The sequence below is a fragment of the Brevundimonas sp. genome (genome assembly GCF_036963785.1).
Classification (GTDB): domain Bacteria; phylum Pseudomonadota; class Alphaproteobacteria; order Caulobacterales; family Caulobacteraceae; genus Brevundimonas.
This window is the reverse complement of sequence record NZ_JBALUS010000003.1, coordinates 340,903-365,005: the sequence shown is the minus strand read 5'-3', so window position 1 is coordinate 365,005 and position 24,103 is coordinate 340,903. Positions and strand designations below refer to the sequence as shown.

The window sequence follows — 24,103 nt, the reverse complement described above, 5'->3', positions numbered from 1 at the left end:
CCTACTGCGCGGAGTAGGCGGGGGGACGCGCCCCCTCGCCCCCGCCCAGATAGCGGTCGCGCAGCAGGAACGGCCGGCTCTCCAGCGGCTGTTCGACGCCGCCGATGTAGATGGCCACGGGCTGGCTCAGCGGCTCCAGCGGATCGCCGGTCCAGATGACCACATCGGCGGCCGCGCCCGCGCGCAGTTCCCCGAACTGGCCGTCCATGCCGAAGATGCGTGCCGGATTGACCGTGATCGCCGCGATCGCCGCCTCATAGGGCAGGCCGTGCGAGACGGCGTTGCCGGCGTTGTAGCGGGTCTCGCGCGCCCGGTGGATCGAGCCCTCATTGCCCTTGATGGCGATGACGACGCCTGCGGCATTGAGGGCTGCCGCATTCTGCATCCGCGCCGCCCGGCGCTCGAAATTGCCGGGCAGGTTGGTGATCGGGTTGAGCAGCACAGGCACACCGGCGGCAGCGATCTGGTCGGCGACCAGCCAGCCTTCCTCGGCCCCGTCGAGGATGACCTTCAGGCCCTCTTCCTCGGCGAGGCGCAGGACCTGCAGGATGTCGGCGGCGCGCGACACGGTGATGATCAGCGGCATCCGCCCCTCGGCCACCGGGATCAGGGCCTCGAGGTCGGCGCGTGACAGCGACAGGGGCCGCAGGTCGTCGCGCTGATAGGCGGCCTTGTTGCGGGCATAGAGGCGCACCTCGTCCAGGGTCTCGCGGAACAGGACCATGGCCCCGCCGCGCGACCCGCCGGCCACACCGGCGCCGGCCTCACCGAACGGGGCGACCATGGCAACGCGCGGGCGGACGAGGATGTCCGCCCCCTCGGCCAGATGGATCACCGCCGCCTGACCCGCGAACAGGCCGGGTGAGTGATAGCCGCCCTCGCCCGCGCCGGCGGTGTCTTCCTCGTGATAGTGGCCGCCGGATGAGCCGGGGTGGTTCGGCACCACGATGGCGCGGGTCACCCCGCCCAGACGCGCGACCGGCAGGGTGATCGACCAGGGGTCGAGCCCGTAGGAGACGTCAAAGGCGGCGCTGAGCGTGTTGGAGGCGTTCCGGAGGTCATTGGTGCCGCCGACCGAGGAGACCTCGGACCCGCCAAGGCCCGAGTCGACCGCGACAAAGCCGGGGGCCACGACCTGGCCCGTGGCGTCGATGACGCGGGCACCGGCGGGGGCTGCGCCCGTGCCGACCGAGACGATCCGGCCGCCGCGCATGACGACGGTGCCGTTCTCGATCACCGAGGTGCCGGTCAGAACGCGACCGCCGGTGACGGCGACGGTTTCGGGGCCTACCGCGCTTCGCGCTGCTTGAGGCCGGTCCTGGGCGAGCGCCGGGGTGGCCACGAGGCCGACCGCAGCGACGGCACCGACAAACAGGGTCTTGAGGGAGGAGAGACGATCATGGGTCATATCAGCGGGCTCCCTGGCGGACACCGGCGGCCGACTGGCCATAGCCGGGCTGGCCCAGTTCAAAGTCGGACACGGGCTGATAGGTCGGGTCGAACCGGTCGAAGGCCAGCCCCCCGTCGACGAACACCTGGTCGGCCCGCGCATAGATGGAGAAGGGGTTGGCGCTCCAGATGACGACATCAGCGCGCTTGCCGGGGGTCAGAGAGCCCGTCTGGGCATCGATGCCGATGGCGCGCGCGGCGTTCAGGGTGATCCAGCCGATGGCATGCTCTTCGGTCAGGTCCAGACCCGCCCGACGACCGGCGGCCAGCGCCGCGGCGGCCTCCTGGTTGAGGCGCTGGATCAGTTCGGCGTCATCCGAGTGGACCACGGCGCAGGAGCCTTCCGGCGCATCGACCAGGGCGACGTTCTCCTCGATCGCGTCGAGGCTCTCCATCTTGAAGCCCCACCAGCCGGTCCACATGGCCGCGCAGATGCCCTCGCGCGCCAGCATGGGGGCGACCTTGTAGGCCTCGGTCGCGTGGTGGAAGGTGGTGATGCGATAGCCGAACTCCTTCGACATATCGATCATCAGGGCCATCTCGTCGCCGCGATAGCAGTGGTTCTGGATCAGGATCGAGCCGTCCAGCACGCCCACCAGCGTCTCGTGCTGCAGGTTGCGGGTGGGCGGGTTGCCCTCGCCCGTCTCGCGCCACTTGTCCCACTTCTGGCGATAGTCCTGGGCCGCGATGAAGGCGGCGCGATAGCCGGCCATATTGCCCATGCCGGTGGCCGGCGAACGGCCACGACCGCCATAGACGCGGCTCGGGTTCTCCCCGCAGGCCATCTTCACCGTGTAGGGGGCGTCCGGGAACTTCATGCCCTGCATGGTGACCGAGGGCACATTGCGGAGCGTCACACCCCGCCCGCCGAACAGATTGGCGGAGCCGGGCAGGATGTGGAGGGTGGTGACGCCGCCGGCGCGAGCGGTGTTGAAGCCCGGGTCCTGCGGCCAGACCGAATGCTCGGCCCAGACCTCGGCGGTGTTGGGGTTGGTCGCCTCGTTGCCGTCGCTCATCCCCTGAACACCGGGGGACGGATAGACGCCGAGGTGGCTGTGCACATCGATGATGCCGGGGGTCACATAGCGGCCCTCGGCATCGATCACCCGGTGACCGGCCGGGAGGGCGGTCGAGGCATCGCCGACCGCGGCGACCTTGCCGTCCGTCAGGATGACCACGCCGTTCTCGATCTTGCGCCCGTCGCCGGTGAAGACCGTCGCCCCGACGATGGCCAGGTTCTCGCGCGGCAGACCGCGATAGGTCGAGGGATAGGGGTCCGGATTGGCGGCCGCATCCATGCCGGTCGGCAGGGCCTTGGCCTCGCGCGCCGGGGCGGCGTCGCCATTCCCGTCATAGGGGGCGCCTTCACCCGTGGTGGCACAGGCCGACAGACCGAGCGTGGCGGCAAGGATGAGGGCGAGCGGCCCGGATGCGGACCCCCGCAGACGTATTGTGAACATGGTGGTCAGCTCCCCAGTCAACCGGATCTGCGCCCGCTCCGGCAGAGCACGCGAAGCGGGGATTACAAGAGGGTTCCGCCCGTCCCGTCAAAGACGGATTCATTACAAAGCTGTAAGGCGCTGCCGGACCTCATCGTCGCCGAGGCCGTCGACCTCCAGCCGCTTGATCCGGCTCCGGTCGCCCTGAACGAGAGAGACGGCACTGCGTGGCACGCCCAGGGCATCGGCGACCAGACGGACGAGGGCGTCATTGGCCTTGCCCTCGATCGGGCGGGCGCGGACGCGCACCTTGAGCACGGACCGCCCCTCGGGATCGCTGTCCCAGCCGTCCAGCCGATCCTGCGCCGCCCCGGGTGTGAGCTTGACGAACAGACGGGCCATCAGGCCAGCGTCAGGATCACAGGTCCCCGCCGGGTCGCCACCAGGGTGTGCTCGTACTGGACCGTGGGCTCCTCCAGAGGCGGGTACAACGTCCAGCCGTCGTCGCGTTCATCGACCCAGTCCGCGCCCAGCGAGAGGAAAGGCTCAATGGTGAAGACCAGGCCCTCGGGGATCACGCGCCGGTCCTCGGGCTCGTACCAGGTCGCGATCTCGGCCGGATCGTCATGCAGGGACCGCCCGACGCCATGGCTGGAGAGGTTGCGGACAAGGCTGTAGCCGTTCTGGTCGGCGAAGGTTTCGATGGCACGACCGATGGCATTGAGGCGCCCGCCGGGCTTTACCGCCCGGATGCCCGCCCACATGGCGCGCCGGCCGTCACGGCAAAGACGTTCGACGCGCGGCCGGGTCGGCGGCACCGCGAAACTGGCCCCGGTATCGCCGAAATAGCCGTCCAGTTCGGCCGAGACGTCGATGTTGATCAGGTCGCCGGCCTTCACCCGCGTGTCGTCCGGGATGCCGTGGGCGCAGTCGGGTCCGACCGAGATGCAGGTCGCGCCGGGAAAGCCATAGGTCAGCTCGGGCGCGGACCGGGCGCCTTCCGTCTCCAGCATCGCCCGCGCGAGGGCGTCCAGCTCGCGCGTGGTCATGCCGGGCTCCAGCGCCTTGCCCATGGCGGCCAGGGTCCGCGCAACCAGCCCGCCGACCGCACGCAGCTTTTCCAGCTGGTCTTCGCTTTCGATGGTCACGGGCGCTCCTGTGGTTGAACGAGAAAGGGGCGCGGGTCCGTGACGCCGCGCCCCCTGCCTTCAGTCTTCAGACCGGATCAGCCCAGTGCCGTCATCAGCTCGGGCACGGCGGTCTTGTAGTCGGCGACCAGACCATAGTCGGCGACCTGGAAGATCGGAGCGTCCGGATCCTTGTTGATCGCAACGATGATCTTGGAGTCCTTCATGCCGGCCAGATGCTGGATGGCGCCCGAAATGCCGATGGCAATGTAGAGCTCGGGGGCGACGACCTTGCCGGTCTGACCGACCTGATAGTCGTTCGGCGCATAGCCGGCGTCGACCGCGGCGCGCGAGGCGCCGACAGCGGCCCCAAGCTTGTCCGCCAGCGGGTCCATGACGGCGTGGAATTCCTCGGACGAGCCGAGGGCCCGGCCGCCGGACACGACGATCTTCGCTGCACCCAGTTCGGGGCGATCCGATTTGACCTTTTCCTCGGAGACGAAGGTCGTCTTCGGGGCATCGCCGCCGGTCACGGGCTCGACCGGAGCCGAGCCGCCTTCTTCCGCCGCATCAAAGCCGGTCGGACGGACGGTGATGACCTTCTTGGCATCGGAGGACTGGACGGTTTCCAGCGCGTTGCCCGCATAGATGGGGCGCACGAAGGTATCGGCCGACACGACCTCGATGATGTCCGAGATCGGGGCGACGTCGAGCTTGGCCGCAATACGCGGGGCGAAATTCTTGCCGTCCGTGGTGGCCGGAGCGACGATGGCGTCATAGCCGTCGGCCAGCGGCAGGACGGTGGCCTCGACGGCCTCGGCCAGAACCTTGCCCAGACCGGCGCTCTCAGCCAGCAGGACCTTGCGTACACCCTTGATCCTGGCGGCCGCGTCGGCCGCGCCCTTGGCGCCTTCGCCCACGACCAGGATGTCGATGTCGCCGCCGATCTTCGCGGCAGCGGTCACGGTCTTGTGCGTGGTGTCACGGACGGTCGCGCCGTCGTGGTCCGCAATGACGAGAACGGCCATCAGATGACTCCCTTGGACTTGAGCTTGGCAACCAGTTCGGCGGCGTCAGCCACCTTCTCACCCGCCTCGCGCTTGGGCGGCTCGGTGACCTTGACCACCTTCAGGCGCGGCGCCGTATCGGTGCCGTAGTCGGCGACCGCCTTGGTGGCGATCTCTTTCTTCTTGGCCTTCATGATGTTGGGCAGGGAGGCATAGCGCGGCGTGTTGAGGCGCAGGTCGACGGTGATGACCGCCGGCAGGCTGACCTCGATCGTCTGCAGGCCGCCGTCGATCTCGCGCGTGACCTGGGCCTTGCCGTCCTTGATCTCAACCTTGGAGGCGAAGGTCGCCTGCGGCCAGTCCAGCAGGGCGGCCAGCATCTGGCCGACCGCATTGTTGTCGCCGTCGATGGCCTGTTTGCCCATCAGCACCAGATCGGGCTTTTCCTCATCGACCACGGCCTTGAGCACCTTGGCCACGGCCAGCGGCTCCAGATCCGTGTCGGACTGCACCAGAATGCCGCGGTCGGCACCGATGGCCAGGGCGTTGCGGATGGTCTCCTGGGCCTGGGTCACACCGACCGAGACGGCGACGATTTCCTCGGCCGTATTGGCGGCATGGTGCCCCTTGCCTTCCTTGAGCCGAACAGCCTCCTCGACGGCGATTTCGTCGAAGGGGTTCATGCTCATCTTGACATTGGCGAGGTCGACCCCGCTCTGGTCGGCCTTGACCCTGGCCTTGACGTTATAGTCGATCACCCGTTTGACAGGGACGAGAACCTTCATGAGCCTATCCGTTGAAGCGCTGGAATATGTGGCGTTGGACATGGAACGGCCAAACCGGCCTGTCAATGTAACGCCGGGTCAAGCTAACTGCGGCATAGCCACACCGCGCCCCGGCAAAGGAGCCCCGGACCAACCATGCATCGCTTTCTGAGCTTCCGGCGATTGGGCATACTTTTTCTCGGCCTGTTCGGCATGATCGTCACCGGCCTGCTGGTCTATCAGCAGTTCTGGGTCAGCCCGGGCGAGCGCTGCGAGGCGGCGGGCAATTGGTACGATGTGACCACCCGGACCTGTGCCCAGCCGATCTTTATTCCCGACATCACCGGGCGGCCGATCGGGGTCAGCCGGCTGGAGGCCTCCGAGGCCAAGAACGCCGAACTGCTGGTTCTGGAACGTCAGGCCGCCGCCCAGAAGAAGGCACGGCAGGACGCGGTCGACGCCGAGCGGGCCCGGCTGCGGGCCCAGCAGGGCCGGTGATCCGGAAAAGCTAGCGGGTGGCGCCGGGCCGCCATTTCACGTCATCAGCGCCGTGGTGATTGGCGCGGCGACCGGCAACGAACAGATGGTCTGACAGCCGGTTCAGATAGCGCAGCGCCGCAGGCGTCACCGCCACGCCGGCCTCGACCAGACGGACGGCGCACCGTTCCGCCCGACGGCAGACCGTCCGGGCCAGATGCAGATGGGTGGAAAGCGGCGATCCGCCCGGCAGGATGAAGCTGTCGAGCGGCTTCTGGCTCTCGTTCATCCAGTCGATTTCCTGCTCCAGCCGTTCGACCTGGCTGTCGATGATGCGCAGGGCCTCCCACTCGGGGGGTGGGTCGAGCGGCGTGGCCAGATCGGCGCCCAGATCGAACAACTCGTTCTGGATGCGCGCCAGCATGGCGTCGATCCGGTCGTTCTGGCCCGAGTTCAGACGGGCCAGGCCAATCACGGCATTCAGCTCGTCGACCGCGCCATAGGCCTCGACCCGCAGGTCGGTCTTGGACACCGGCGCGCCATTGGCCAGCCGGGTCTGCCCCTCATCTCCGGTGCGGGTATAAATCTTGTTGAGCAGGACCATGGGCCTAGCCTCCCTGGGTGGATTTCCACCACATGGCGGCGACCAGCAGCACCACAGCCACGGCCTGCAGGCCGACGCGCAGGCGCATCAGATGGTTGGACTGGCTGCGCGCCGCGTCCCCGGGGGTGAACAGGGCCTTCAGCCCGAACCCGAGGGTGATGGCGACCGCGGCGATGGCGATCAGGATCAGGATGTCGACGATGTTGCCCATGCGGGCAAACTAGGCCGCGCGCCCCCGCCTGACCAGAGGGTCGGGCGGGGTGCGGCAATCAGCCGATCAATAGCGGTAGTGGTCCGGCTTGAACGGCCCGGCGGTCGGGACCGAGATATAGTCCGACTGTTCCTTGGTCAGGGTCGTCAGCTTGGCGCCCAGCTTGTCGAGGTGCAGGGCGGCGACCTTTTCGTCCAGATGCTTGGGCAGGACATAGACCTGGTTCTCGTACTTGGACTTGTTGGTCCACAGTTCGATCTGGGCCAGCACCTGGTTGGTGAAGGAGGCGGACATGACGAACGAGGGGTGGCCCGTCGCATTGCCCAGGTTCACCAGACGGCCCTTCGACAGCAAGATGATCTTCTTGCCGTCCGGGAACTCGACATGGTCGACCTGCGGCTTGATCTCATCCCACTTCATGTTCTTCAGGCCCGCGACCTGAATCTCGCTGTCGAAGTGGCCGATGTTGCAGACGATGGCGTTGTGACGCATCGCGCGCATGTGATCGACGGTGATGACGTCCTTGTTGCCCGTGGCGGTGACGAAGATGTCGGCCGAGCCGGCGACGTCGTCGAGGGTCTGGACCTCATAGCCTTCCATGGCCGCCTGCAGGGCGCAGATCGGGTCGATCTCGGTCACGATCACGCGGGCGCCGCCCTGACGCAGCGAGGCGGCCGAGCCCTTGCCCACATCGCCATAGCCGCAGACCACCGCAACCTTGCCCGACAGCATGACGTCGGTGCCGCGACGGATGGCGTCGACCAGCGACTCCCGGCAGCCGTACAGATTGTCGAACTTGGACTTGGTGACGCTGTCGTTGACGTTGATGGCGGGGAAGGGCAGGTCGCCGCGCTCGGCCATCTGGTACAGGCGGTGGACGCCCGTGGTGGTCTCTTCCGACACGCCGCCGATGGCATCACGAATGGCCGAATAGAAGCCCGGCTTTTCCTTCAGATACCGCTTCATCACGGCATAGAGGGCCTCTTCCTCCTCGTTCTCGGGATTGTCGAGAACGCTGGCGTCCTTCTCGGCCTTGGGCCCCAGCACGCACAGCAGGGTGGCGTCGCCGCCGTCGTCGAGGATCAGGTTCGGATAGCCGCCGTCGGCCCATTCGAAGATCTTGTGGGCATAGTCCCAGTACTCTTCCAGCGTCTCGCCCTTGGTGGCGAATACCGGCGTGCCGTTGGCCGCGATGGCGGCCGCGGCGTGGTCCTGGGTCGAATAGATGTTGCACGAGGCCCAGCGGACTTCGGCCCCCAGCGCTTCCAGCGTCTGGATCAGCACGGCGGTCTGGATGGTCATGTGCAGGCTGCCGGCGATCCGGGCACCCTTCAGCGGCTTGTCCTTGCCGAACTCGTCCCGCAGCGCCATCAGGCCGGGCATTTCGGTTTCGGCGATGGCGATTTCCTTGTTGCCGTAGGGGGCAAGCGAGATGTCGCGGACGATGTAGTCGGTCATGGGGGAGCGCTCTTTCGCGGCAGGGGCCATCGGGGCCGGTCACGGGTGTGGCCGCCGCTATAGACCGCGCGGGCGCTGGGAGCAACAAACACATAAGGACATCCTTATATGCCCGGCTCGCCACCGTGCCGCTTTCGTGCGAGCCTGCCGGTCCGCACGCGCTTTGGGAGGAGCGATCCGGGCATGGCAACAGCCGCTTTTTCGCGACGGGACTTCGTTCTGGCGGGCGCGTCCGGCCTTGTCCTGCCCGGATTGTCCCGGGCCCAGGACCCGGTCGGGGCCGACCCCGATCACTCCGGGCGGGGCGTGGTCGAGGTCGAGATCGACGGACAGGCCGGCCTCAGGTTTGCGCTGGATACCGCCGCCAGTGCCTCGGTTCTGGCCTCGGACCTGATGCCCCGGCTGGGTCTCACGGTCGGCGGCGAGATCGATATGCACACCGTGGTTGGCGTCGAACGGGTGCCGTGGGTCCGGGCCGGACAGATCCGCAGTGGCGCCCTGAACCGGACGGATCCCCGGCTGGCCCTCGGCGACCGGCGCGGCATGCTGGGGCTGGACGGTCTGCTGGGGCTGGACCTTCTGGCCGGACATCGACTGGTGTTCCGCTTTCGGGGCCGCCACAGGGCCACAATCGGACGCCCCCGCATCGAGGAGCAGGGCTTCCTCGCCGCGGAGCGCCCGCGCGTGCGCTTCACCCCGCCCGTCGTGCGCGAACCGGACGGCGTGGCCGAGCAGTTGATGGTGGTCGATGCCCGCGTGCGGGGACGCCCCGTTCGCGCCGTCATCGACACCGGGGCCGAGGTCAGCCTGATCAACCCGGTTTTGGCCGCAGAGGCCGGCGCGCGCGATCTGGTGCTGCGCAACTCAGACACCGGACGGGCAGTGCAATCCCCCACGGGACGGGCCATGGCCGCGCGGCCGATGGTGGTGGATGCGGTGCGGCTGGGCGACATGGTGCTGGATCGGCTGGGCGTACTGATGGGGGACTTCTACATCTTCCGGCATCTGGGTCTGGCGGATCGCCCGGCCATGCTGCTCGGCGTCGATGTGCTGGGGGTCTTCAGTCGCGTCGTGATCGACCTGCGCGACGGCGAACTGCTGATGGAAATCTAGCGGCCTCTTGCCCCGGCGCACGCGCCGTCGCATCAAGCGCCCCATGACCCGTGACCTCGCCACCCCCCGCCACGACTGGACTCTTGAAGAGGTGGAGGCCCTGTTCGAACAGCCCTTCATGGAGCTGGTGTTCCAGGCCGCCGAGGTGCACCGCCAGACCTTTGACCCGTCCGAGGTCCAGCTCAGCCGCCTGCTGTCGATCAAGACCGGCGGCTGCGCCGAGAACTGCGGCTATTGCTCCCAGTCGGCCAGCTTCGACACGGGCCTCAAGGCCGAGAAGCTGATGGACACCCAGGCCGTGCTGGCCGAGGCCATGGCGGCCAAGGCCGGAGGCGCCGACCGGTTCTGCATGGGCGCGGCCTGGCGTGAGCTTAAGGACCGCGACACGCCGAAGCTGGCAGCCATGATCTCGGGCGTGAAGGCTCTGGGGCTCGAGACCTGCGCCACGCTCGGCATGCTGACCGCCGATCAGGCCCGCCAGCTGAAGGATGCCGGGCTCGACTATTACAACCACAACCTCGACACCGGCCCCGACTATTACGATGATGTCGTCACCACCCGGACCTATCAGGACCGGCTGGAGACGCTAAAGCATGTGCGGGATGCGGGGATGAGCACCTGCTGTGGCGGGATCGTCGGCATGGGCGAGGCGCGGCGCGACCGGGCCGGCCTGTTGCACGCCCTGGCCACCCTGCCCGCCCATCCGGACAGCCTGCCGGTCAATGCCCTGGTGCCCGTCACCGGCACGCCCCTGGGTGATCGGGTGAAGCGCGAGGGGGAAATCGACCCCATCGAATTCGTCCGTACGGTCGCTGTCGCCCGCATCGTCTGCCCCCGGTCGATGGTGCGCCTGTCCGCGGGCCGCGAGGCCATGAGCCCCGAAATGCAGGCCCTGTGTTTCCTCGCCGGAGCCAACTCCATCTTCGTCGGCGACCGCCTGCTGACCACCGCCAATCCCGATGCCGATGCCGACACCCGCCTGTTCGCCAAGCTGGACCTGAGGCCCATGGTTACGGACCGTCCCCAGGCGGTCGAGAGCGCCGCGTAACCGGCCCTTAAGCCCGCTGCGCTAGGTCTACCCGGGAGACAGTTTCGGGAGAGGTCCATGACCGGTGGCGGTGGCGGTGGCGGCGGTGCGGCGCGACAGACCTATATCCAGATCGGCACCTCGACGGCGAACTTCAGCCGGGCGGGCGGGCGACGCGGTGTGCTGACGGTCGAGACCGGGCTGGATGTGGCCGATGCCGCCCTGCATACCCGGGCAGGCCAGTCCGCGCCCCGGCTGAGGGCCGCCTACAACCAGGTGATCGCTCGGGTGGCCGCCAGCCTGCGGGGCGATGCTCCGCCGGATGTCGAGCGGCTGGCCCGCGAGCTTCAGGCCGCCACCGACCAGACGCTGGGCCGGCCCGGCGCCCGTTTCCTGCTGGGCACGGTGATGGCCTTCTGAGGACGGATCAGTCCTTCGTCGGATCGCCCTGGGCATCATCGCCATAGGTCAGGGCCAGGAAGACGTCTTCCAGATCGGGATCCTCGGTCGAGATGTCGGCGATGGTGACGCCCGCTGCGCGAACCGCAGCCAGCACCTGCTCCACCGAAGAGCGGCCCTTGCGATAGGTGACCGAAAAGGCGCCGCCCGGACGTTTGGTGACTTCAAAGCCGTCCAGCACCGGCGGAGTCGCCATCGGCGTCTCGGGCGAAACCACCACATTGCGGGTGTCCAGCCGCCGCAGCAGTTGCGGCGTGGGCTCGCAGGCCACCACCTGCCCCCGGTTGACGATGGCGATGGTGTCACAGAGCTCCTGCGCCTCTTCCAGATAGTGGGTGGTCAACAGGATGGTGACGCCCTCGGCGTTCAGGCGGCGCACGTATTCCCAAAGCTGGCGACGCAGCTCGACGTCGACGCCGGCCGTCGGCTCATCGAGGATCAGCACCGGCGGAGCGTGCACCAGCGCCTTGGCCACCATCAGCCGCCGCTTCATGCCACCCGACAGGGCCCGGACATAGGCATTGGCCTTGTCCGACAGGCCGAGCGCGGCCAGCAGGGCATCCGAGCGTCGTTCATTGGCCGGCACGCCATAGAAGCCCGCCTGGACCTCCAGCGACTCGCGCGGCGTGAAAAAGACGTCGGCGACGATCTCCTGCGGCACGACACCAAGGGCTGCGCGGGCGTCGCGCGGCTGGGTATCGATGTCCCGGCCCCAGATCGACACCTCGCCCGAGGTCTTCTTGACCACCCCTGCCAGAATGTTGATCAGGGTCGACTTTCCGGCACCGTTCGGCCCCAGCAGGCCGAACATGGCGCCGCGAGGGATATCCAGATCGATGCCCTTCAGCGCCTCCTTGGGCGGGGCCTTCTTCGAGCCGGCATAGGTCTTGGTCAGGCCACGGATGCGGATGGCGGAGTCGGGCAGCGAAGAAGCAGCGGTCATGAGGTTCCGAATACAGGATCAGGCGTTTGACGCCGATGGGCGCGCCGCATAGGTATGCCTCGCTCGCCTCCGCGCCAAGCTCAGGGTTCAGAAATGCCGCCGCGTCATCCCGTTCCCGTCCCCGGTTCCGCCGAATTGGCCCCCGAGGAGATCCCTGTCGTGCAGCACCGGGTCGCCTGCGACGGCGGCGGCGGGGCGCTGGGCCATCCGCTGGTCTATATGGAGATCGGCGACGGCGGCGCGGTCGAGTGCGGCTATTGTGACCGACGCTTCGTGCTGGTGGCCGATCTGGCTCTGGACAATGAATATCGCGACCCGGCCCCGCGCCACGACGCTCACTAGGCACCGGCGACCCGTCGCCCGTTACGCGACTTGACCCCCTGGACGATCCAGAGGCGCTAGAAGACCCCCATCCCGCTCCCTCCCCCGAACCGGCTGGACCGCATGCGCTATCTGCACACCATGGTCCGGGTCTCTGACCTGGACGCCTCGCTTCGCTTCTGGTGCGATCATCTGGGCCTGACCGAAGTCCGCCGCATGGACAATGAGGCCGGGCGGTTCACCCTGGTGTTCCTCGCCGCCCCCAAAGATCTGGACCGGTCCGCCGCCGACCGCTCGCCCGAGCTGGAGCTGACGTACAACTGGGACCCCGAGACCTACAGCGGCGGGCGCAATTTCGGCCACCTCGCCTACAAGGTGGATGACATCCATGCGACCTGCCAGAAGCTGATGGACGCGGGCATCACCATCAACCGGCCGCCGCGAGACGGGCGCATGGCCTTCGTCCGCTCGCCGGACGGCATTTCCATCGAACTGCTGCAGGAGGGACAGGCCCTGACCCCGGCCGAACCCTGGATCTCCATGCCGAACGAGGGCAGCTGGTGAGGGCGGCGCTCGCCATCGGTCTGGCAGCCCTGTCGCTGACGGCCTGTGCCTCGACCACCGAGACCAATCCCGGACGCACAGCCACCGAACAGCTGCTGGTGGCGCGCGCGACCGATGCCGCCGTCGACGGCCTGCGCCTGCCCGTGCCGCCAGGAACCCGCGTCTTCGTCGACGACACCTATTTCCGCGCCGAAAGCGCCCCCTATGCCGTCAGCGCCATTCGGGGCGCGGTTCTGGAGGCCGGCTATCCCATCGCCCGCACGCGGGACGAGGCAGACGCCATCTTCGAAATTCGCGCCGGGGCCCTGTCGCTGGAACAGATGCGACGCGTGTTCGGCATTCCCGCCGTGCGCCTGCCGATCAACGACACCTTCAATGTCGTCTCGGTGCCCGAGCTGTCGGTCTACAGCCGCCGCGACCGGGTCGGCGTCGCCGAGTTCTCGGGCTTTGTCTATGATGCGAAGACGGGGCAGGCGCTGGGCGCCATCGTGCCCATGACCGGCCAATTCCGCATCCGCAGCCACCAGATGCTGATGATCTTCGCCTGGGGACAGCAGCGGCTGGATCCCGGCGATCGGGAGCCGGGCGACAGCTGGTTGCAGTTCTGACGACCGGCGCGGTGCTTGGCGGCTGACGGACGCGCCGGACCCCTCTATGGTCGCGCCATGAGCGACTCCGCCCCCTCCGAATCTGGCACCCCCGACCCGAGCGGCGACGTACGCCTGTGGCTGATCGATGCCTCGGCCTACATCTTTCGCGCCTATCACGCCCTGCCGCCGCTGACGCGCAAGTCGGACGGCCTGCCGGTCGGCGCGGTCCAGGGCTATTGCAATATGCTGTGGAAGCTGTTGCGCGAGATGAAGGGTGAGGGCGGACCGACCCATCTGGCGGCCATTTTCGACCATTCGGAAAAGACCTTCCGCAATGATCTCTACCCCGATTACAAGGCGCACCGCCCGCCGGCGCCCGAGGATCTGGTACCCCAGTTCGCCCTGGTGCGGGAGGCAACGGCGGCGTTTGGCGTCCACTGTGTCGAGCTGCCCGGCTATGAGGCGGACGACCTGATCGCCACCTATGCCTGCAAGGTCCGCGACGCCGGCGGGGAGGCCGTGATCGTTTCGTCCGACAAGGACCTGATGCAGCTGATCGGCGGCGGGGTCGTCATGTGGGATCCGATGAAGGACCGGGTGCTGGCCGAGGACGCCGTCATGGAAAAGTTCGGCGTCATGCCGGACAAGGTGATCGAGGTTCAGGCGCTGATCGGTGACAGCTCGGACAATGTTCCGGGTGCCCCGGGCATCGGCCCCAAGACCGCGGCCCAGCTGCTGGCCGAATTCGGCGACCTCGATACCCTTCTGGCCCGGGCGGGCGAAATCAAACAGCCCAAACGGCGCGAGACGCTGCTGACCCATGCCGACCAGATCCGGTTAAGTCGCCAGCTCGTGACCCTGAGCTGTGACGCGCCCGCGCCCGAGCCGATTGCCGACTTCGCCGTCCGCGATCCCCATTCGGAAACCCTGTCGGCCTTTCTGGAGAAGATGGAGTTCCGCTCGCTGGCCCGCCGGGTCGGCGACGGCAAGGCCACCCCGCTCGAGCCCGCGCCCAACGGCCGGCCCAAGGCGCTGAACGCCCCGGTCGCCGCGCCCCGGCATGCGCCCAGGCCGGCGACCGAGCTGGCCAACCCCGAAACCTTCGATACATCGACCTATGTCTGTGTGCGGACGATTGCCGACCTGCAGGACTGGATCGCCCGCGCGACCGCGGCGGGCGTGGTCGCCTTCGACACCGAAACGGATGCCCTGTCCTCCAGCCACGCCGGTCTGTGCGGCCTGTCACTGGCGGTGGCGCCCGGCGAGGCCTGCTATGTGCCGCTCACCCATGAAGCCGAACCGAAGGCCCAGTCCGGCGGTCTGGATTTCGACGGCGAGACCCTGCCCGAGGCCATCGACCAGATCCCGATGGATCAGGCGCTGGCCCTGCTGAAGCCCCTGCTGGAAAACCCGGCCGTGTTGAAGGTCGGCCAGAACATCAAATACGACCTGGCCGTCATGGCCCGGCATGGCATCGCGGTCGGGCCGATCGATGACACCATGCTGATCTCCTATGTGCTGGAGGGCGGCATCCACGGCCACGGCATGGACGAGCTGTCGCGCCTGCATCTGGGCCACGAACCCATCCCGTTCAAATCCGTCTGCGGAAGCGGCAAGTCACAGAAGAGCTTCCGCCACGTCGCGCTTGAGCCCGCCACCGCCTATGCCGCCGAAGATGCCGACGTCACCCTGCGCCTGTGGCGGCTGCTGAAGCCGCAACTGGCCGAGCAGCGGCTGGTCACCGTCTATGAGACGCTGGAGCGGGGCATGCCCGCCGTGCTGGCCGACATGGAGCTGGCCGGCATCCGCGTCGATCCCGACCGGCTGAAGCGACTTTCGTCCGAGTTCGGACTGAAGATGGCCGAGCTGGAAACCCGCGCCCATGAGGTGGCCGGCCGGCCCTTCAACATCGCCAGCCCGCGCCAAATCGGCGAGATCCTGTTCGGGGAGATGGACCTGCCCGGCGGCAAGAAGACCGCCTCCGGACAGTGGGGCACGGATGCCGCCATGCTGGAGACCCTGGCCGAGACCCATGAGCTGCCGCGCGTCATTCTGGACTGGCGCCAGCTGGCCAAGCTGAAGGGCACCTATACAGACGCCCTGACCGAGGCGGCGGACAAGACCAGCTTCCGGGTGCATACGTCTTATCAACTGGCGGCCGCCTCGACGGGTCGACTGGCCAGCTCCGACCCCAATCTGCAGAACATTCCGATCCGTACCGAGACGGGTCGCCAGATCCGCCAGGCCTTCATCGCCTCACCGGGACAGGTGCTGATCAGCGCCGACTACAGCCAGATCGAGCTGCGTATCCTGGCCCACATCGGCGACATCCCCGAGCTGAAGGCCGCGTTCAAGGCCGGCCTCGACATTCACGCGGCGACGGCGTCGGAGATGTTCGGGGTGCCGGTCGAAGGCATGTCGTCCGAGACCCGGCGGCGCGCCAAGGCCATCAATTTCGGCATCATCTACGGGATCTCGGCCTTTGGCCTGGCGGCCCAGCTCGGCATCGATAACAGCGAGGCCGGGGCCTATATCAAGACCTATTTCGAGCGCTTCCCCGGCATCCGCACCTATATGGATCGCATCAAGGGCGAGGTGAAGCAGGCGGGCTTCGTCACCACCCTGTTCGGGCGCAGGATTCACATTCCGGCCATCCACTCCAAATCCGGCGCCGAGCGTCAGTTCGGCGAGCGGGCGGCGATCAATGCGCCGATCCAGGGCACGGCCGCCGACATCATCCGGCGCGCCATGATCCGCATGCCGGACGCGTTGAAGGCTGAAGGCCTGGAGACCCGGATGCTGCTGCAGGTGCACGACGAACTGGTGTTCGAGGCCCCGGAGGCTGAAGCGGATCGCGCCATTGCCGTCATCCGCCGGGTCATGGAAGGGGCCGCCGAGCCGGCGGTCTCGCTGAGTGTGCCGTTGGTGGTCGATGCCCGCGCGGCCTCGAACTGGGACGACGCCCACTAGGGTCTCAGTAGAGGTCGCGCGCCAGCCAGGCGATGTAACAGCCATAGGCCACCAGCAGGGCCAGACCTTCCAGACGCACGATCCGCATCCCGGTGCGCACAAACAGGACCACAAGGGCGGTAGCCGCCACCATCACCCAGATGTCCAGCCGGATGATCTCGGGCGGCACACGGATCGGCGCAACCAGCGCCGTGATCCCGAGAATACCGAGCACATTGTAGATGTTGGAGCCGATGATATTGCCCAGCGCCACGTCGGAATGTCGCCGAAAGGCCGCGACCGCCGAGGTCACCAGTTCCGGAAGCGAGGTCCCGACCGCCACCACCGTCAGACCGATGACGGTGTCCGATACGCCCATCTGCTCCGCGACGATCACGGCGTTATCGACCAGCAACCGGGCCCCGCCGACCGTCAGCGCAATACCGATGATCGCCAGTCCCAGACCGGACCACAGCCCGCCGCGCGCCGCCGGGACGTCCTCGGTCAGGTGCTCGTACTTGCGGGCCTCGCGGTCCCGATGGCGCCGCTCCCCCATCCACGCCCAGAGCAGATACACAACGAGCCCCGCCAGCATGGCCAGACCCCAGCGATAGTCGATCGTCCCCGCGACCACTGCCGCGACGCAGACGGCGGTCGAGAGGACCAGCATCCACCCGTCCCGGCGAAAGGCGTTCCGATCCACGCCGATCGGCGAGATGAGGGCCGCGAGACCGAGGATCAGCAGCACATTGGCCGTGTTCGATCCGACGACATTGCCCATGGCGATGCCGGGCGAACCCGCCAGCACGGCCGTCAGACTGGTCACCAGTTCCGGCGCTGAAGTCCCCATTCCGACCAGGGTCAGACCGATCAACAGGGGCGAGACACCCAGGCTGCGCGCCGCCGTCGTCGCGCCCCGAACCAGCGTATCTCCACCGGCGACCAGCAGCACAAGGCCGAGCGCCAGCAGGCCATAGGTCATGGTCATCGGTGATCCCCCCCGCTAGAACCGCCCTCTCACAAACAGGCCCGCCGGACAACGCCGGTCGCCGGAAAAAGGTGCGAATCTTGGCTTCGACCGACATCGATGTGCTGATCGTCGGCGCGGGGGCAGCGGGAATGACGGCGGCCATCGAGGCGGGGCGCCGGGGCCGACGGGTGCGGATCATCGACCATGCGCGGGCCCCGGGCGAAAAGATCCGCATCTCGGGCGGAGGCCGCTGCAACTTCACCAATCTGGGCTGCGGGCCGCATGCCTTTCTGGGCGAGAATCCGCGCTTTGCCACCTCGGCATTGAAGCGCTTTACCCAGCACGACTTCATCAAACGGGTCGATCAGGCCGGCATCGCCTGGCACGAAAAGACCCTCGGGCAACTGTTCTGTGACGACAGCGCCAAGCTGATCATCCGAATGCTGACGGACCAGATGCGTGAAGCGGGTGTCGCCCTGTCGCTGGGCGTTTCCGTGGACCGGCTCTCGCGCGCCGGGGACGGCTTTGAGGCTGCACTGTCCGACGGCAGCAGCCTGCGCTGCGCCTCCCTGATTCTGGCGACCGGCGGCAAGTCGATCCCGAAGATGGGCGCGACCGGCTGGGCCTATGAGACGGCGCGGTCGCTCGGCCTGCGGGTCACCGACACGCGCCCGGCCCTCGTACCCCTGACCTTCGAGCCGGGGTTGCTGGAGCGGCTGAAGCCGCTGGCGGGGGTGTCGGTCGAGGCGGTCGTCAGCCACGGCAAGACGAAATTCGCCGAAGGCCTGCTCTTCACCCACCGGGGGCTGAGCGGACCGTCCGTGCTGCAGATAAGCTCCTACTGGCGCGAGGGTGAGGCGATCGCCGTGGCGATGGCGCCGGACGTGGAGGTGTTCGCGCAGCTGAAGGCGATGAAGGCGGGCAACGGACGGCAGGCGGCGCATACGGCACTGGGACAGATCGTGCCGAAGCGGCTGGCCGAGGTTCTGGTCGAGCAGGAGGCGGCCAGCGGCAATCTGGCGGACCTGTCCGACAAGGCCCTGCGACGACTGGATCAGGCGGTCAACGGCTGGAGCGTCAAACCGGTCGGCAGCGAAGGCTATCGGACGGCCGAGGTTACGCTCGGCGGCGTGGCCACCGACCAGCTGGACCAGCAGACGATGGCAGCGAAGCGCGTACCCGGCCTGTATGTGATCGGCGAGGCGGTTGACATCACCGGCTGGCTGGGCGGCTATAATTTCCAGTGGGCGTGGAGCTCGGGCTGGGCCGCCGGACAGGTCGCATAGCTGCGATAACGGCGCTCTGACGGAACTGTGACCTCCTGTCATCTTGTCTCTCTGGCCGCTATCCGCCAACACTAGCGCTGCGGGACGGGCCCCTCTGGCACGCTCCGGGGCCCCCCTCGTCCTCCGCCCCGGACCGTGTGATGTCGGACCGCATCGGGTGCGCCCGGTGTCGGTCCGGGCCCAATTCGGACAAAAGCCGGTACCGGGCGCATTTCACCTTACACTCGACCGCAAGGCCTCGCCGGTCGTGCGGCTTTACGCCCGGAGAGACGATGCCCCTTCTGATGTGCCCCAATGATGATGCCGCCATGCAGACGCTGGAACGGTCCGGCGTTCAATTCGACATGTGCCCGACCTGTCGCGGAGTCTGGCTGGACCGCGGGGAGCTCGAAAAGCTGATGGCCGCTGCCGTCGACGAAGGTCGCGCTGCGGCGCCCCCGGCTGCGCCCAGCCGTCCGGAACCGCAGCCCCAGGCCTGGTCGGCGCCGCCGCGCGAGGAGTCCTGGCGCGATGAGCGGCACCGCGACGACCGGCGCCATGACGACCGGGGCCGCCCGCGCAAAAAGAAGCGCGACAGCATTTTCGACATCTTCGAGTTCGACTGAACGGCGTCAGGCCGCCAGTCCGGCCGTCCGCATCAGCGCGCGGATCGGCTCGAGGGCGGCGGGTGTAGAGCCCAGCTCGGCCCGCACCTTGGGGTGACGGAGCAGTTTCAGCGCCTCGGCCCGGGCCCGCTCCGTGACCGGCCCTCGCGGGCCGGTCTCGCCGGCCGCCAGCCGCAGGAGGATCTGCAGCTTTTGCGGGACCGGCACCGGGGCACGGACCATCTGGTCGATCAACCGGGACGAGGTTTCGACGGCCGAGCCGACCTTGCCCAGGGCCTCGCAGATCTGCTCCTCGTCCGTCTCCGACAATTCGACCTTGCCGGCGGCGCGTTGCAGACCGGCCAGCGTGGCCAGAACCTGGCCCGGGGGCAGTTCGGACCGACGCATTTCCGTCTCGAACCTGAGAGAGCTGAGACAGGCATGAAGCCAGCGCGCCGCGGACCGCTTGTTGGCCGTTCCCGTGACGTTCTCGCACAGCCGCATCAGATGCTCGGCCTCGCACATCACCGTGCTGCAGGGCTTGACGAAGGTCGCGACGAAATCGGCCGTGATCAGACTCTTGGAGCGCTCGGTAAAGGCGTCCTGCACCTCTTCCAGGGTCAGCAGCCGGCCGGCCGTCGCCGTCAGCGTCATGGCCAGCGCCCTCAGGATATCAATCTCGCCTTCGGGGTCAGCCGGTCGCAACCGGCGCGGCGAGCGCAGCTCGCGCAGGACCATGCGAGCCAGAACCGCAGACAACAGCGGATACTCTCCCGCCTGAAGCCGCTCACCCAGACGTCGGGCCGGTCCCTCGATGGTCGGAACAAGCAGGCGAAGCCGGTGATCCAGGGCGATCAGGGCCTCGATTTCGGCGGGGGCGACCATGCGAACCACGGCCGCCAGGCTGGCGCCCTGATCCAGGGACGGGCCAAGAATGTCGGCCAGACTGGTCCTCTGGGCCATCATCTCACACAGAATCTGCTCGATGGCGACCATGATGAGGGCGCGGGGCGGGCCGTCCAACGGCGCAGCCGCGGCCAGATCCATCAGCCGGTCCAACCGGGCCCGGGGGGTCTTGAGCCTCTTCAGCTGGCCCGAAATCACCCCTCCCATGATGAAGGCCCGATCCGATGTTCCCGCCAGCCGGTGAGCCAGATCCGCCAGGGACCGGCCCTCAAGCGGCGGAAATTTCTGCGCGCGACCGGCCGCGACGAGACGCTCGATCGCGGCATCGGCCAGCTTTTGATAGTGGCGGATCAGCTCATGGACCGGCTGTCCCACGGCCTGGCTTTCCGGCACGGCGACCTTTTGCACGGCGTGCTGCAGCTCAAAGCCCGAGGCCTCCAGAATCTCGGCCAGGTCCGGCCGGTGCAGAAGTTCAAAGGCCGTAACTCCGCGCCGCAGCAGCCAGTCCTCCAGCACCCGACCGATCAGCTCGCGGGCATGAGGCGCGTAAAAGTCCTGGATGCCGGTACAGCGCGGCCCGACCTCGTCATCGGGCACAACCCGCTTCTGCCGGACTTCGGGGGCCCCCCTGGTCAGTACGGTGAAGCTCGAGAACTCCATGGTCTCGGCATCCAGGGTCTCCTTGGTCACCCGGACCGCTGCCGCGCGGTTATCTTTCAGGATGTCCTCGGCCGTCTCGACAGCGTGGGTACGACTCTCCGTCGCCATAAGCAGGGCCCACGGTGCGGGTGCGGTCTTGCGGATGAAGACTTCGTAGTGGACGGGCCCGGCCATGAAACACCTGAAAACGCTACAAGCCCCAATCTTGCCGGAGGAGGGCTTAAGGCCGGGTTTCGCTCTTACCCTCCGTCGGAAGCGTTCAGGCTCTAGCCGCCCGCCCCGGCGCGCCCTAATGTCACCCTGATTGAATCCGAACGGTTACGCTTCAGACGCGTTAGACCGGACGACGGCGCAATGCGTCGAAGCCTCTGAGGAGTGAATCTTGGCCAACATCACCCTGGTCGACGACGACGAGAACATTGTTGCCTCCGTGTCGCTGGCGCTGGAAAGCCATGGGCACAAGATCACGGCCTATCATGACGGCGCCTCGGGTCTTGAAGCGCTGCTGGCGACGCCGCCCGATCTGGTCATTCTGGACGTGAAGATGCCGCGCATGGACGGCATGGAGGTGCTCCGCAAGCTGCGCCAGACCTCGCAGATCCCGGTCATCATGCTGACTTCGAAGGACGAGGAGATCGACGAGATCCTCGGCTTCAACCTCGGCGCCGACGACTACATCCACAAGCCCTTCAGCCAGCGGCTGCTGCTGGAGCGGGTCAAGGCGCTGCTTCGGCGCGTCGGCATCGGCACGGGCGAGGGTGAGGCCCAGGGCGACGCCGCTGCCCGCGCCATCCGTCGCGGCAAGCTGACGATGGACCCCGCGCGCCACGAGAGCACCTGGGACGGCAAGCCGGTCAAGCTGACCGTTACCGAATTCCTGCTGCTGCAGGCCCTGGCCCAGCGCCCCGGCTTTGTGAAGAGCCGCGACAATCTGATGGACGCCGCCTACGACGATCAGGTCTATGTCGACGACCGCACCATCGACAGCCACGTGAAACGCATGCGCAAGAAATTCCGGGTCGTCGATCCGGAGTTCGACGCCATCGAGACCCTGTACGGCGTTGGCTACAGATACCGCGAAAGCTGAGTCCGAAGAGGCCCGCGAGGCCCGTCCGCGCTCGCGGTTCCGGCCGGTCGGATCGCGTCTCGGCGCCCTGATTCTTGCGCTGAACCTGCTCAGCCTGCTGATCCTGTTCGTCGGGGCGCTCGCCCTGAACGAATGGCGACGGGGCCTGATCGAGGCGCGTCAGGAATCCCTGATGGCCCAGGCCGAGCTCATGTCCAATGTTCTCGGCGAGCTGGGCATCACGACGGGCGTGCCGACCCCCGCGCTCGACGAATATGAAACCGCTAAATGGCTGCGCGATAATTTCGTGCCGGTCGGACAGCGGGCCCGGGTGTTCGACCGCGACGGCCTGCCGGTGGCCGACAGCTATATGGTCACCGAGGCCATTCCCGGCGCGCCGCTGGATCCCGCGCGGCCTGCCTCGACACCCGTGGCCGAGCCTGATCTGGAGGCCGAGGTCGAGGAAGATCGCCGGCTGGAACAGGCCCGTCTGGAATTGGCGACCGAGATCGAAACTGCCCTGACCGAGGGCCCCCAGGCCGGTGTCCGGCGGGATGAGACCGGCAATCGGGTCATTTCTGTCTCCCTGCCCATTCGCCATGTCCGGCAGGAACTGGGGGTGCTGACGCTCGAGGCCGCTGACGTCGATGAAATTCTGGCCGCCCAGCGCGCCGCCCTGATGCCCTTTGCCATCGTGGCGCTGGTGGTGTCTCTGTTCTCGTCGTTGCTGCTGCACCTGTTTGTGGCGCGACCGGTGATGCGTCTGTCGGCTGCCGCGGACAGCGTACGCCTGCAGCAGACCCGCGCCATCTCCATGCCTGACCTTGAGGAGCGTCGTGACGAGATCGGCGACCTGGCCCGGTCGCTGGAGACCATGACGCGCGCCCTGTCCGACCGGATGGAGGCGATCGAGCGCTTCGCGGCCGACGTCTCCCATGAGATCAAGAATCCCCTGACCTCGATCCGCTCGGCGCTCGAAACCCTGCCGCTGGTCAAGGCCGAGGCCCAGCGCGAAAAGCTGACCGCCTTGTTGCAACAGGATGTCCGTCGCCTCGACCGTCTGATCACGGACATTTCGAATGCGTCGCGACTGGATGCCGAATTGGCCCGGGATCGCCCCCGCACCGTGGATCTGGCCGCCCTGCTCAGCGACATCGTCGATGTCTATCAGAGCTCGCCCAAGCCGGGGGATGTGCCCCTGCATCTGTCGATCGATACCCCGGGGCCCACCCGTATCGTCGGCCGTGACGGGCCGTTGGGGCAGGTGATCCGGAACCTGATCGACAACGCCCGCTCCTTCAGCCCGCCGGACGGGACGGTGCGGCTGATCCTCGACCGCGCGCCCGACGGGTCGCAGGACATCCGCATCCGGGTCGAGGACGACGGCCCGGGCATCCCGGTCGAAAATCTCGAAACGGTGTTCCAGCGCTTCTACACCTCGCGGCCGAAGGGCACCCAGTTCGGCGCGAATTCGGGGCTGGGCCTGTCGATCGTGCGCCAGATCATCGAGGCCCACGGCGGTCAGGTCTGGGCCGAGAACATCACCGATCCGGCCGATCCCGAACGCATCACGGGGGCCCGGTTCGTCATGACGCTCACTCCGCTTCACGCCCGGGCATGACCGGCCCGGCCCAGGTTCAGGCCACGGTCGTCGCTGTGCGGCGGGGCGGTGACTGGTCAGGCGTCGCCCTGACCGGCCCCTCAGGGGTGGGAAAGAGCAGTCTGGCGCTCAGGCTGATGGCGCAGGGCTGGCAGCTGGTGGCCGATGACGGGGCCCTGGTCTGGGCCAGTGGAGGACATCTGTGGGCCCGGGCACCCCGCGTGACCGCCGGCCGGATCGAGGCGCGTGGCCTCGGCCTGATCTCGACCCCGCATCGGGACGTCTGTCGGCTCGGGCTGGCGGTAAGCCTTGGCCTCGACGAGCCCGAGCGCATGCCCGACCCGGTTCATGAGATCTGGCTGGGCCTGCCGCTCCGTACCATCGCAGTTCAGGCCCGCGCAGCGGCGGCTCCGTCCATCGTGGCGCTGGCGCTGGCCGAGGCCGTGCGGCGTCCGGTCTCACCTTGACGCTTTAAACCGGCGTCAGATTGGCCTATCAAGCGCGGCTCACGGCCCGGGCCACGACCCCG

Annotated in this window: 25 protein-coding genes; 13 read left to right on the top strand and 12 right to left on the bottom strand. The window is 67.6% G+C overall.

All coding sequences use genetic code 11. The annotated features are described in order from the left end of the window. Position 1 precedes the first annotated feature (1 nt). The 6 genes from V7672_RS08490 to V7672_RS08465 all read right to left on the bottom strand — a co-directional run bounded on the left by V7672_RS08490 (position 2) and on the right by V7672_RS08465 (position 5,807). Positions 2 to 1,408 (bottom strand): amidohydrolase family protein, encoded by a 1,407-nt coding sequence (locus V7672_RS08490; RefSeq protein WP_335624161.1) that lies wholly within the window; start codon positions 1,406 to 1,408, stop codon positions 2 to 4. Position 1,409: 1 nt separating this feature from the next. Beyond that, positions 1,410 to 2,909, bottom strand: a complete 1,500-nt coding sequence (locus V7672_RS08485) for an amidohydrolase (protein WP_335624160.1) — start codon at positions 2,907 to 2,909, stop codon at positions 1,410 to 1,412. Positions 2,910 to 3,011: 102 nt separating this feature from the next. After that, complete coding sequence (locus tag V7672_RS08480) at positions 3,012 to 3,290, bottom strand: DUF167 domain-containing protein (protein WP_335624159.1); 279 nt, start codon at positions 3,288 to 3,290, stop codon at positions 3,012 to 3,014. Further along, on the bottom strand, positions 3,290 to 4,036 hold the full coding sequence (gene map / locus V7672_RS08475) for a type I methionyl aminopeptidase (protein ID WP_335624158.1): 747 nt from the start codon (positions 4,034 to 4,036) through the stop codon (positions 3,290 to 3,292). The genes V7672_RS08480 and map overlap by 1 nt, the downstream gene beginning before the upstream one ends. A 77-nt stretch (positions 4,037 to 4,113) precedes the next feature. After that, entirely contained in the window at positions 4,114 to 5,043 is a 930-nt protein-coding gene (locus V7672_RS08470; RefSeq protein ID WP_335624157.1) for an electron transfer flavoprotein subunit alpha/FixB family protein, read from the bottom strand. Then, positions 5,043 to 5,807, bottom strand: coding sequence for an electron transfer flavoprotein subunit beta/FixA family protein (locus V7672_RS08465; protein WP_335624156.1), 765 nt, complete (start codon positions 5,805 to 5,807; stop codon positions 5,043 to 5,045). The genes V7672_RS08470 and V7672_RS08465 overlap by 1 nt, the downstream gene beginning before the upstream one ends. 135 nt (positions 5,808 to 5,942) lie before the next feature. On the opposite strand from V7672_RS08465, the gene V7672_RS08460 reads away from it, so the two are divergent. Further along, positions 5,943 to 6,284: a hypothetical protein gene (locus V7672_RS08460; RefSeq protein ID WP_335624155.1), complete on the top strand. Its 342-nt coding sequence runs from the start codon at positions 5,943 to 5,945 to the stop codon at positions 6,282 to 6,284. Between the two features lie 10 nt (positions 6,285 to 6,294). Here the strand turns inward: V7672_RS08460 and V7672_RS08455 are convergent, their stop codons facing one another. From V7672_RS08455 to ahcY, 3 genes are all read right to left on the bottom strand, one after another. Further along, positions 6,295 to 6,867 carry a cob(I)yrinic acid a,c-diamide adenosyltransferase gene (locus tag V7672_RS08455; RefSeq protein WP_335624154.1) on the bottom strand — a complete coding sequence of 191 codons (573 nt, stop codon included), beginning with the start codon at positions 6,865 to 6,867 and terminating at the stop codon, positions 6,295 to 6,297. A gap of 4 nt (positions 6,868 to 6,871) precedes the next feature. Then, the gene (locus V7672_RS08450; RefSeq protein WP_322257466.1) at positions 6,872 to 7,078 is read right to left on the bottom strand and encodes a twin transmembrane helix small protein; all 207 of its coding nucleotides are present in this window, start codon (positions 7,076 to 7,078) and stop codon (positions 6,872 to 6,874) included. Positions 7,079 to 7,144: 66 nt separating this feature from the next. Further along, positions 7,145 to 8,536, bottom strand: a complete 1,392-nt coding sequence (gene ahcY / locus V7672_RS08445; protein ID WP_335624153.1) for an adenosylhomocysteinase — start codon at positions 8,534 to 8,536, stop codon at positions 7,145 to 7,147. Between the two features lie 183 nt (positions 8,537 to 8,719). Here ahcY and V7672_RS08440 point away from each other — a divergent pair, with 183 nt between their 5' ends. The 3 genes from V7672_RS08440 to V7672_RS08430 are packed head-to-tail and all read left to right on the top strand — an operon-like array spanning position 8,720 to position 11,096. Continuing rightward, positions 8,720 to 9,649, top strand: a complete 930-nt coding sequence (locus V7672_RS08440; protein WP_335624152.1) for an aspartyl protease family protein — start codon at positions 8,720 to 8,722, stop codon at positions 9,647 to 9,649. A 43-nt stretch (positions 9,650 to 9,692) separates the two neighbouring features. Beyond that, complete coding sequence (bioB, locus tag V7672_RS08435) at positions 9,693 to 10,697, top strand: biotin synthase BioB (protein ID WP_335624151.1); 1,005 nt, start codon at positions 9,693 to 9,695, stop codon at positions 10,695 to 10,697. 57 nt (positions 10,698 to 10,754) lie between these two features. Next, entirely contained in the window at positions 10,755 to 11,096 is a 342-nt protein-coding gene (locus V7672_RS08430; protein ID WP_335624150.1) for a Tat pathway signal protein, read from the top strand. Positions 11,097 to 11,103: 7 nt separating this feature from the next. Here V7672_RS08430 and V7672_RS08425 read toward each other — a convergent pair whose 3' ends face one another. Beyond that, positions 11,104 to 12,078 (bottom strand): ABC transporter ATP-binding protein, encoded by a 975-nt coding sequence (locus V7672_RS08425; RefSeq protein ID WP_335624149.1) that lies wholly within the window; start codon positions 12,076 to 12,078, stop codon positions 11,104 to 11,106. Between the two features lie 93 nt (positions 12,079 to 12,171). Here V7672_RS08425 and V7672_RS08420 point away from each other — a divergent pair, with 93 nt between their 5' ends. The 4 genes from V7672_RS08420 (at position 12,172) to polA (ending at position 16,523) form a co-directional block, all read left to right on the top strand. Continuing rightward, positions 12,172 to 12,420, top strand: coding sequence for a zinc-finger domain-containing protein (locus tag V7672_RS08420; RefSeq protein WP_335624148.1), 249 nt, complete (start codon positions 12,172 to 12,174; stop codon positions 12,418 to 12,420). A 102-nt stretch (positions 12,421 to 12,522) separates the two neighbouring features. After that, positions 12,523 to 12,963, top strand: a complete 441-nt coding sequence (locus V7672_RS08415; RefSeq protein WP_335624147.1) for a VOC family protein — start codon at positions 12,523 to 12,525, stop codon at positions 12,961 to 12,963. Then, positions 12,960 to 13,571 (top strand): DUF6655 family protein, encoded by a 612-nt coding sequence (locus tag V7672_RS08410; RefSeq protein ID WP_335624146.1) that lies wholly within the window; start codon positions 12,960 to 12,962, stop codon positions 13,569 to 13,571. The genes V7672_RS08415 and V7672_RS08410 overlap by 4 nt, the downstream gene beginning before the upstream one ends. 57 nt (positions 13,572 to 13,628) lie before the next feature. Further along, positions 13,629 to 16,523: a DNA polymerase I gene (polA, locus tag V7672_RS08405; RefSeq protein WP_335624145.1), complete on the top strand. Its 2,895-nt coding sequence runs from the start codon at positions 13,629 to 13,631 to the stop codon at positions 16,521 to 16,523. Between the two features lie 4 nt (positions 16,524 to 16,527). Here the strand turns inward: polA and V7672_RS08400 are convergent, their stop codons facing one another. Then, positions 16,528 to 17,490, bottom strand: a complete 963-nt coding sequence (locus V7672_RS08400; RefSeq protein WP_335624144.1) for a calcium/sodium antiporter — start codon at positions 17,488 to 17,490, stop codon at positions 16,528 to 16,530. An 80-nt stretch (positions 17,491 to 17,570) separates the two neighbouring features. Here V7672_RS08400 and V7672_RS08395 point away from each other — a divergent pair, with 80 nt between their 5' ends. Further along, positions 17,571 to 18,758, top strand: a complete 1,188-nt coding sequence (locus tag V7672_RS08395) for an NAD(P)/FAD-dependent oxidoreductase (protein ID WP_335624143.1) — start codon at positions 17,571 to 17,573, stop codon at positions 18,756 to 18,758. Positions 18,759 to 19,030: 272 nt separating this feature from the next. After that, positions 19,031 to 19,363 (top strand): TFIIB-type zinc ribbon-containing protein, encoded by a 333-nt coding sequence (locus tag V7672_RS08390; RefSeq protein ID WP_335624142.1) that lies wholly within the window; start codon positions 19,031 to 19,033, stop codon positions 19,361 to 19,363. Positions 19,364 to 19,369: 6 nt separating this feature from the next. On the opposite strand, the gene V7672_RS08385 is transcribed toward V7672_RS08390, so the two are convergent. Then, a complete protein-coding gene (locus V7672_RS08385; protein ID WP_335624141.1) occupies positions 19,370 to 21,082 on the bottom strand; it encodes a hypothetical protein in 1,713 nt (570 codons plus the stop codon). A gap of 208 nt (positions 21,083 to 21,290) precedes the next feature. Here V7672_RS08385 and V7672_RS08380 point away from each other — a divergent pair, with 208 nt between their 5' ends. Genes V7672_RS08380 through V7672_RS08370 form a run of 3 tightly spaced genes read left to right on the top strand, consistent with a single transcriptional unit; the run spans position 21,291 to position 24,041 of the window. Next, positions 21,291 to 21,995 carry a response regulator transcription factor gene (locus tag V7672_RS08380; protein WP_123285986.1) on the top strand — a complete coding sequence of 235 codons (705 nt, stop codon included), beginning with the start codon at positions 21,291 to 21,293 and terminating at the stop codon, positions 21,993 to 21,995. After that, on the top strand, positions 21,970 to 23,595 hold the full coding sequence (locus tag V7672_RS08375) for a sensor histidine kinase (RefSeq protein WP_335624140.1): 1,626 nt from the start codon (positions 21,970 to 21,972) through the stop codon (positions 23,593 to 23,595). The genes V7672_RS08380 and V7672_RS08375 overlap by 26 nt, the downstream gene beginning before the upstream one ends. Beyond that, entirely contained in the window at positions 23,592 to 24,041 is a 450-nt protein-coding gene (locus V7672_RS08370; RefSeq protein ID WP_335624139.1) for an HPr kinase/phosphorylase, read from the top strand. Before V7672_RS08375 ends, V7672_RS08370 begins: the two co-directional genes overlap by 4 nt. Positions 24,042 to 24,103 lie beyond the last annotated feature (62 nt).

Excerpts from the sequence above, each read along its gene's own strand:
- V7672_RS08455 (WP_335624154.1), bottom strand. The coding sequence starts at position 6,867 with ATGGTCCTGCTCAACAAGATTTATACCCGCACCGGAGATGAGGGGCAG.
- polA (WP_335624145.1), top strand. The coding sequence starts at position 13,629 with ATGAGCGACTCCGCCCCCTCCGAATCTGGCACCCCCGACCCGAGCGGC.
- V7672_RS08460 (WP_335624155.1), top strand. The coding sequence starts at position 5,943 with ATGCATCGCTTTCTGAGCTTCCGGCGATTGGGCATACTTTTTCTCGGC.
- V7672_RS08370 (WP_335624139.1), top strand. The coding sequence starts at position 23,592 with ATGACCGGCCCGGCCCAGGTTCAGGCCACGGTCGTCGCTGTGCGGCGG.
- V7672_RS08425 (WP_335624149.1), bottom strand. The coding sequence starts at position 12,078 with ATGACCGCTGCTTCTTCGCTGCCCGACTCCGCCATCCGCATCCGTGGC.
- V7672_RS08385 (WP_335624141.1), bottom strand. The coding sequence starts at position 21,082 with ATGGCCGGGCCCGTCCACTACGAAGTCTTCATCCGCAAGACCGCACCC.
- V7672_RS08400 (WP_335624144.1), bottom strand. The coding sequence starts at position 17,490 with ATGACCATGACCTATGGCCTGCTGGCGCTCGGCCTTGTGCTGCTGGTC.
- ahcY (WP_335624153.1), bottom strand. The coding sequence starts at position 8,536 with ATGACCGACTACATCGTCCGCGACATCTCGCTTGCCCCCTACGGCAAC.
- V7672_RS08430 (WP_335624150.1), top strand. The coding sequence starts at position 10,755 with ATGACCGGTGGCGGTGGCGGTGGCGGCGGTGCGGCGCGACAGACCTAT.
- V7672_RS08415 (WP_335624147.1), top strand. The coding sequence starts at position 12,523 with ATGCGCTATCTGCACACCATGGTCCGGGTCTCTGACCTGGACGCCTCG.
- V7672_RS08490 (WP_335624161.1), bottom strand. The coding sequence starts at position 1,408 with ATGACCCATGATCGTCTCTCCTCCCTCAAGACCCTGTTTGTCGGTGCC.
- V7672_RS08390 (WP_335624142.1), top strand. The coding sequence starts at position 19,031 with ATGCCCCTTCTGATGTGCCCCAATGATGATGCCGCCATGCAGACGCTG.
- V7672_RS08480 (WP_335624159.1), bottom strand. The coding sequence starts at position 3,290 with ATGGCCCGTCTGTTCGTCAAGCTCACACCCGGGGCGGCGCAGGATCGG.
- V7672_RS08420 (WP_335624148.1), top strand. The coding sequence starts at position 12,172 with ATGCCGCCGCGTCATCCCGTTCCCGTCCCCGGTTCCGCCGAATTGGCC.
- V7672_RS08470 (WP_335624157.1), bottom strand. The coding sequence starts at position 5,043 with ATGGCCGTTCTCGTCATTGCGGACCACGACGGCGCGACCGTCCGTGAC.
- V7672_RS08450 (WP_322257466.1), bottom strand. The coding sequence starts at position 7,078 with ATGGGCAACATCGTCGACATCCTGATCCTGATCGCCATCGCCGCGGTC.
- V7672_RS08440 (WP_335624152.1), top strand. The coding sequence starts at position 8,720 with ATGGCAACAGCCGCTTTTTCGCGACGGGACTTCGTTCTGGCGGGCGCG.
- V7672_RS08485 (WP_335624160.1), bottom strand. The coding sequence starts at position 2,909 with ATGTTCACAATACGTCTGCGGGGGTCCGCATCCGGGCCGCTCGCCCTC.
- V7672_RS08465 (WP_335624156.1), bottom strand. The coding sequence starts at position 5,807 with ATGAAGGTTCTCGTCCCTGTCAAACGGGTGATCGACTATAACGTCAAG.
- bioB (WP_335624151.1), top strand. The coding sequence starts at position 9,693 with ATGACCCGTGACCTCGCCACCCCCCGCCACGACTGGACTCTTGAAGAG.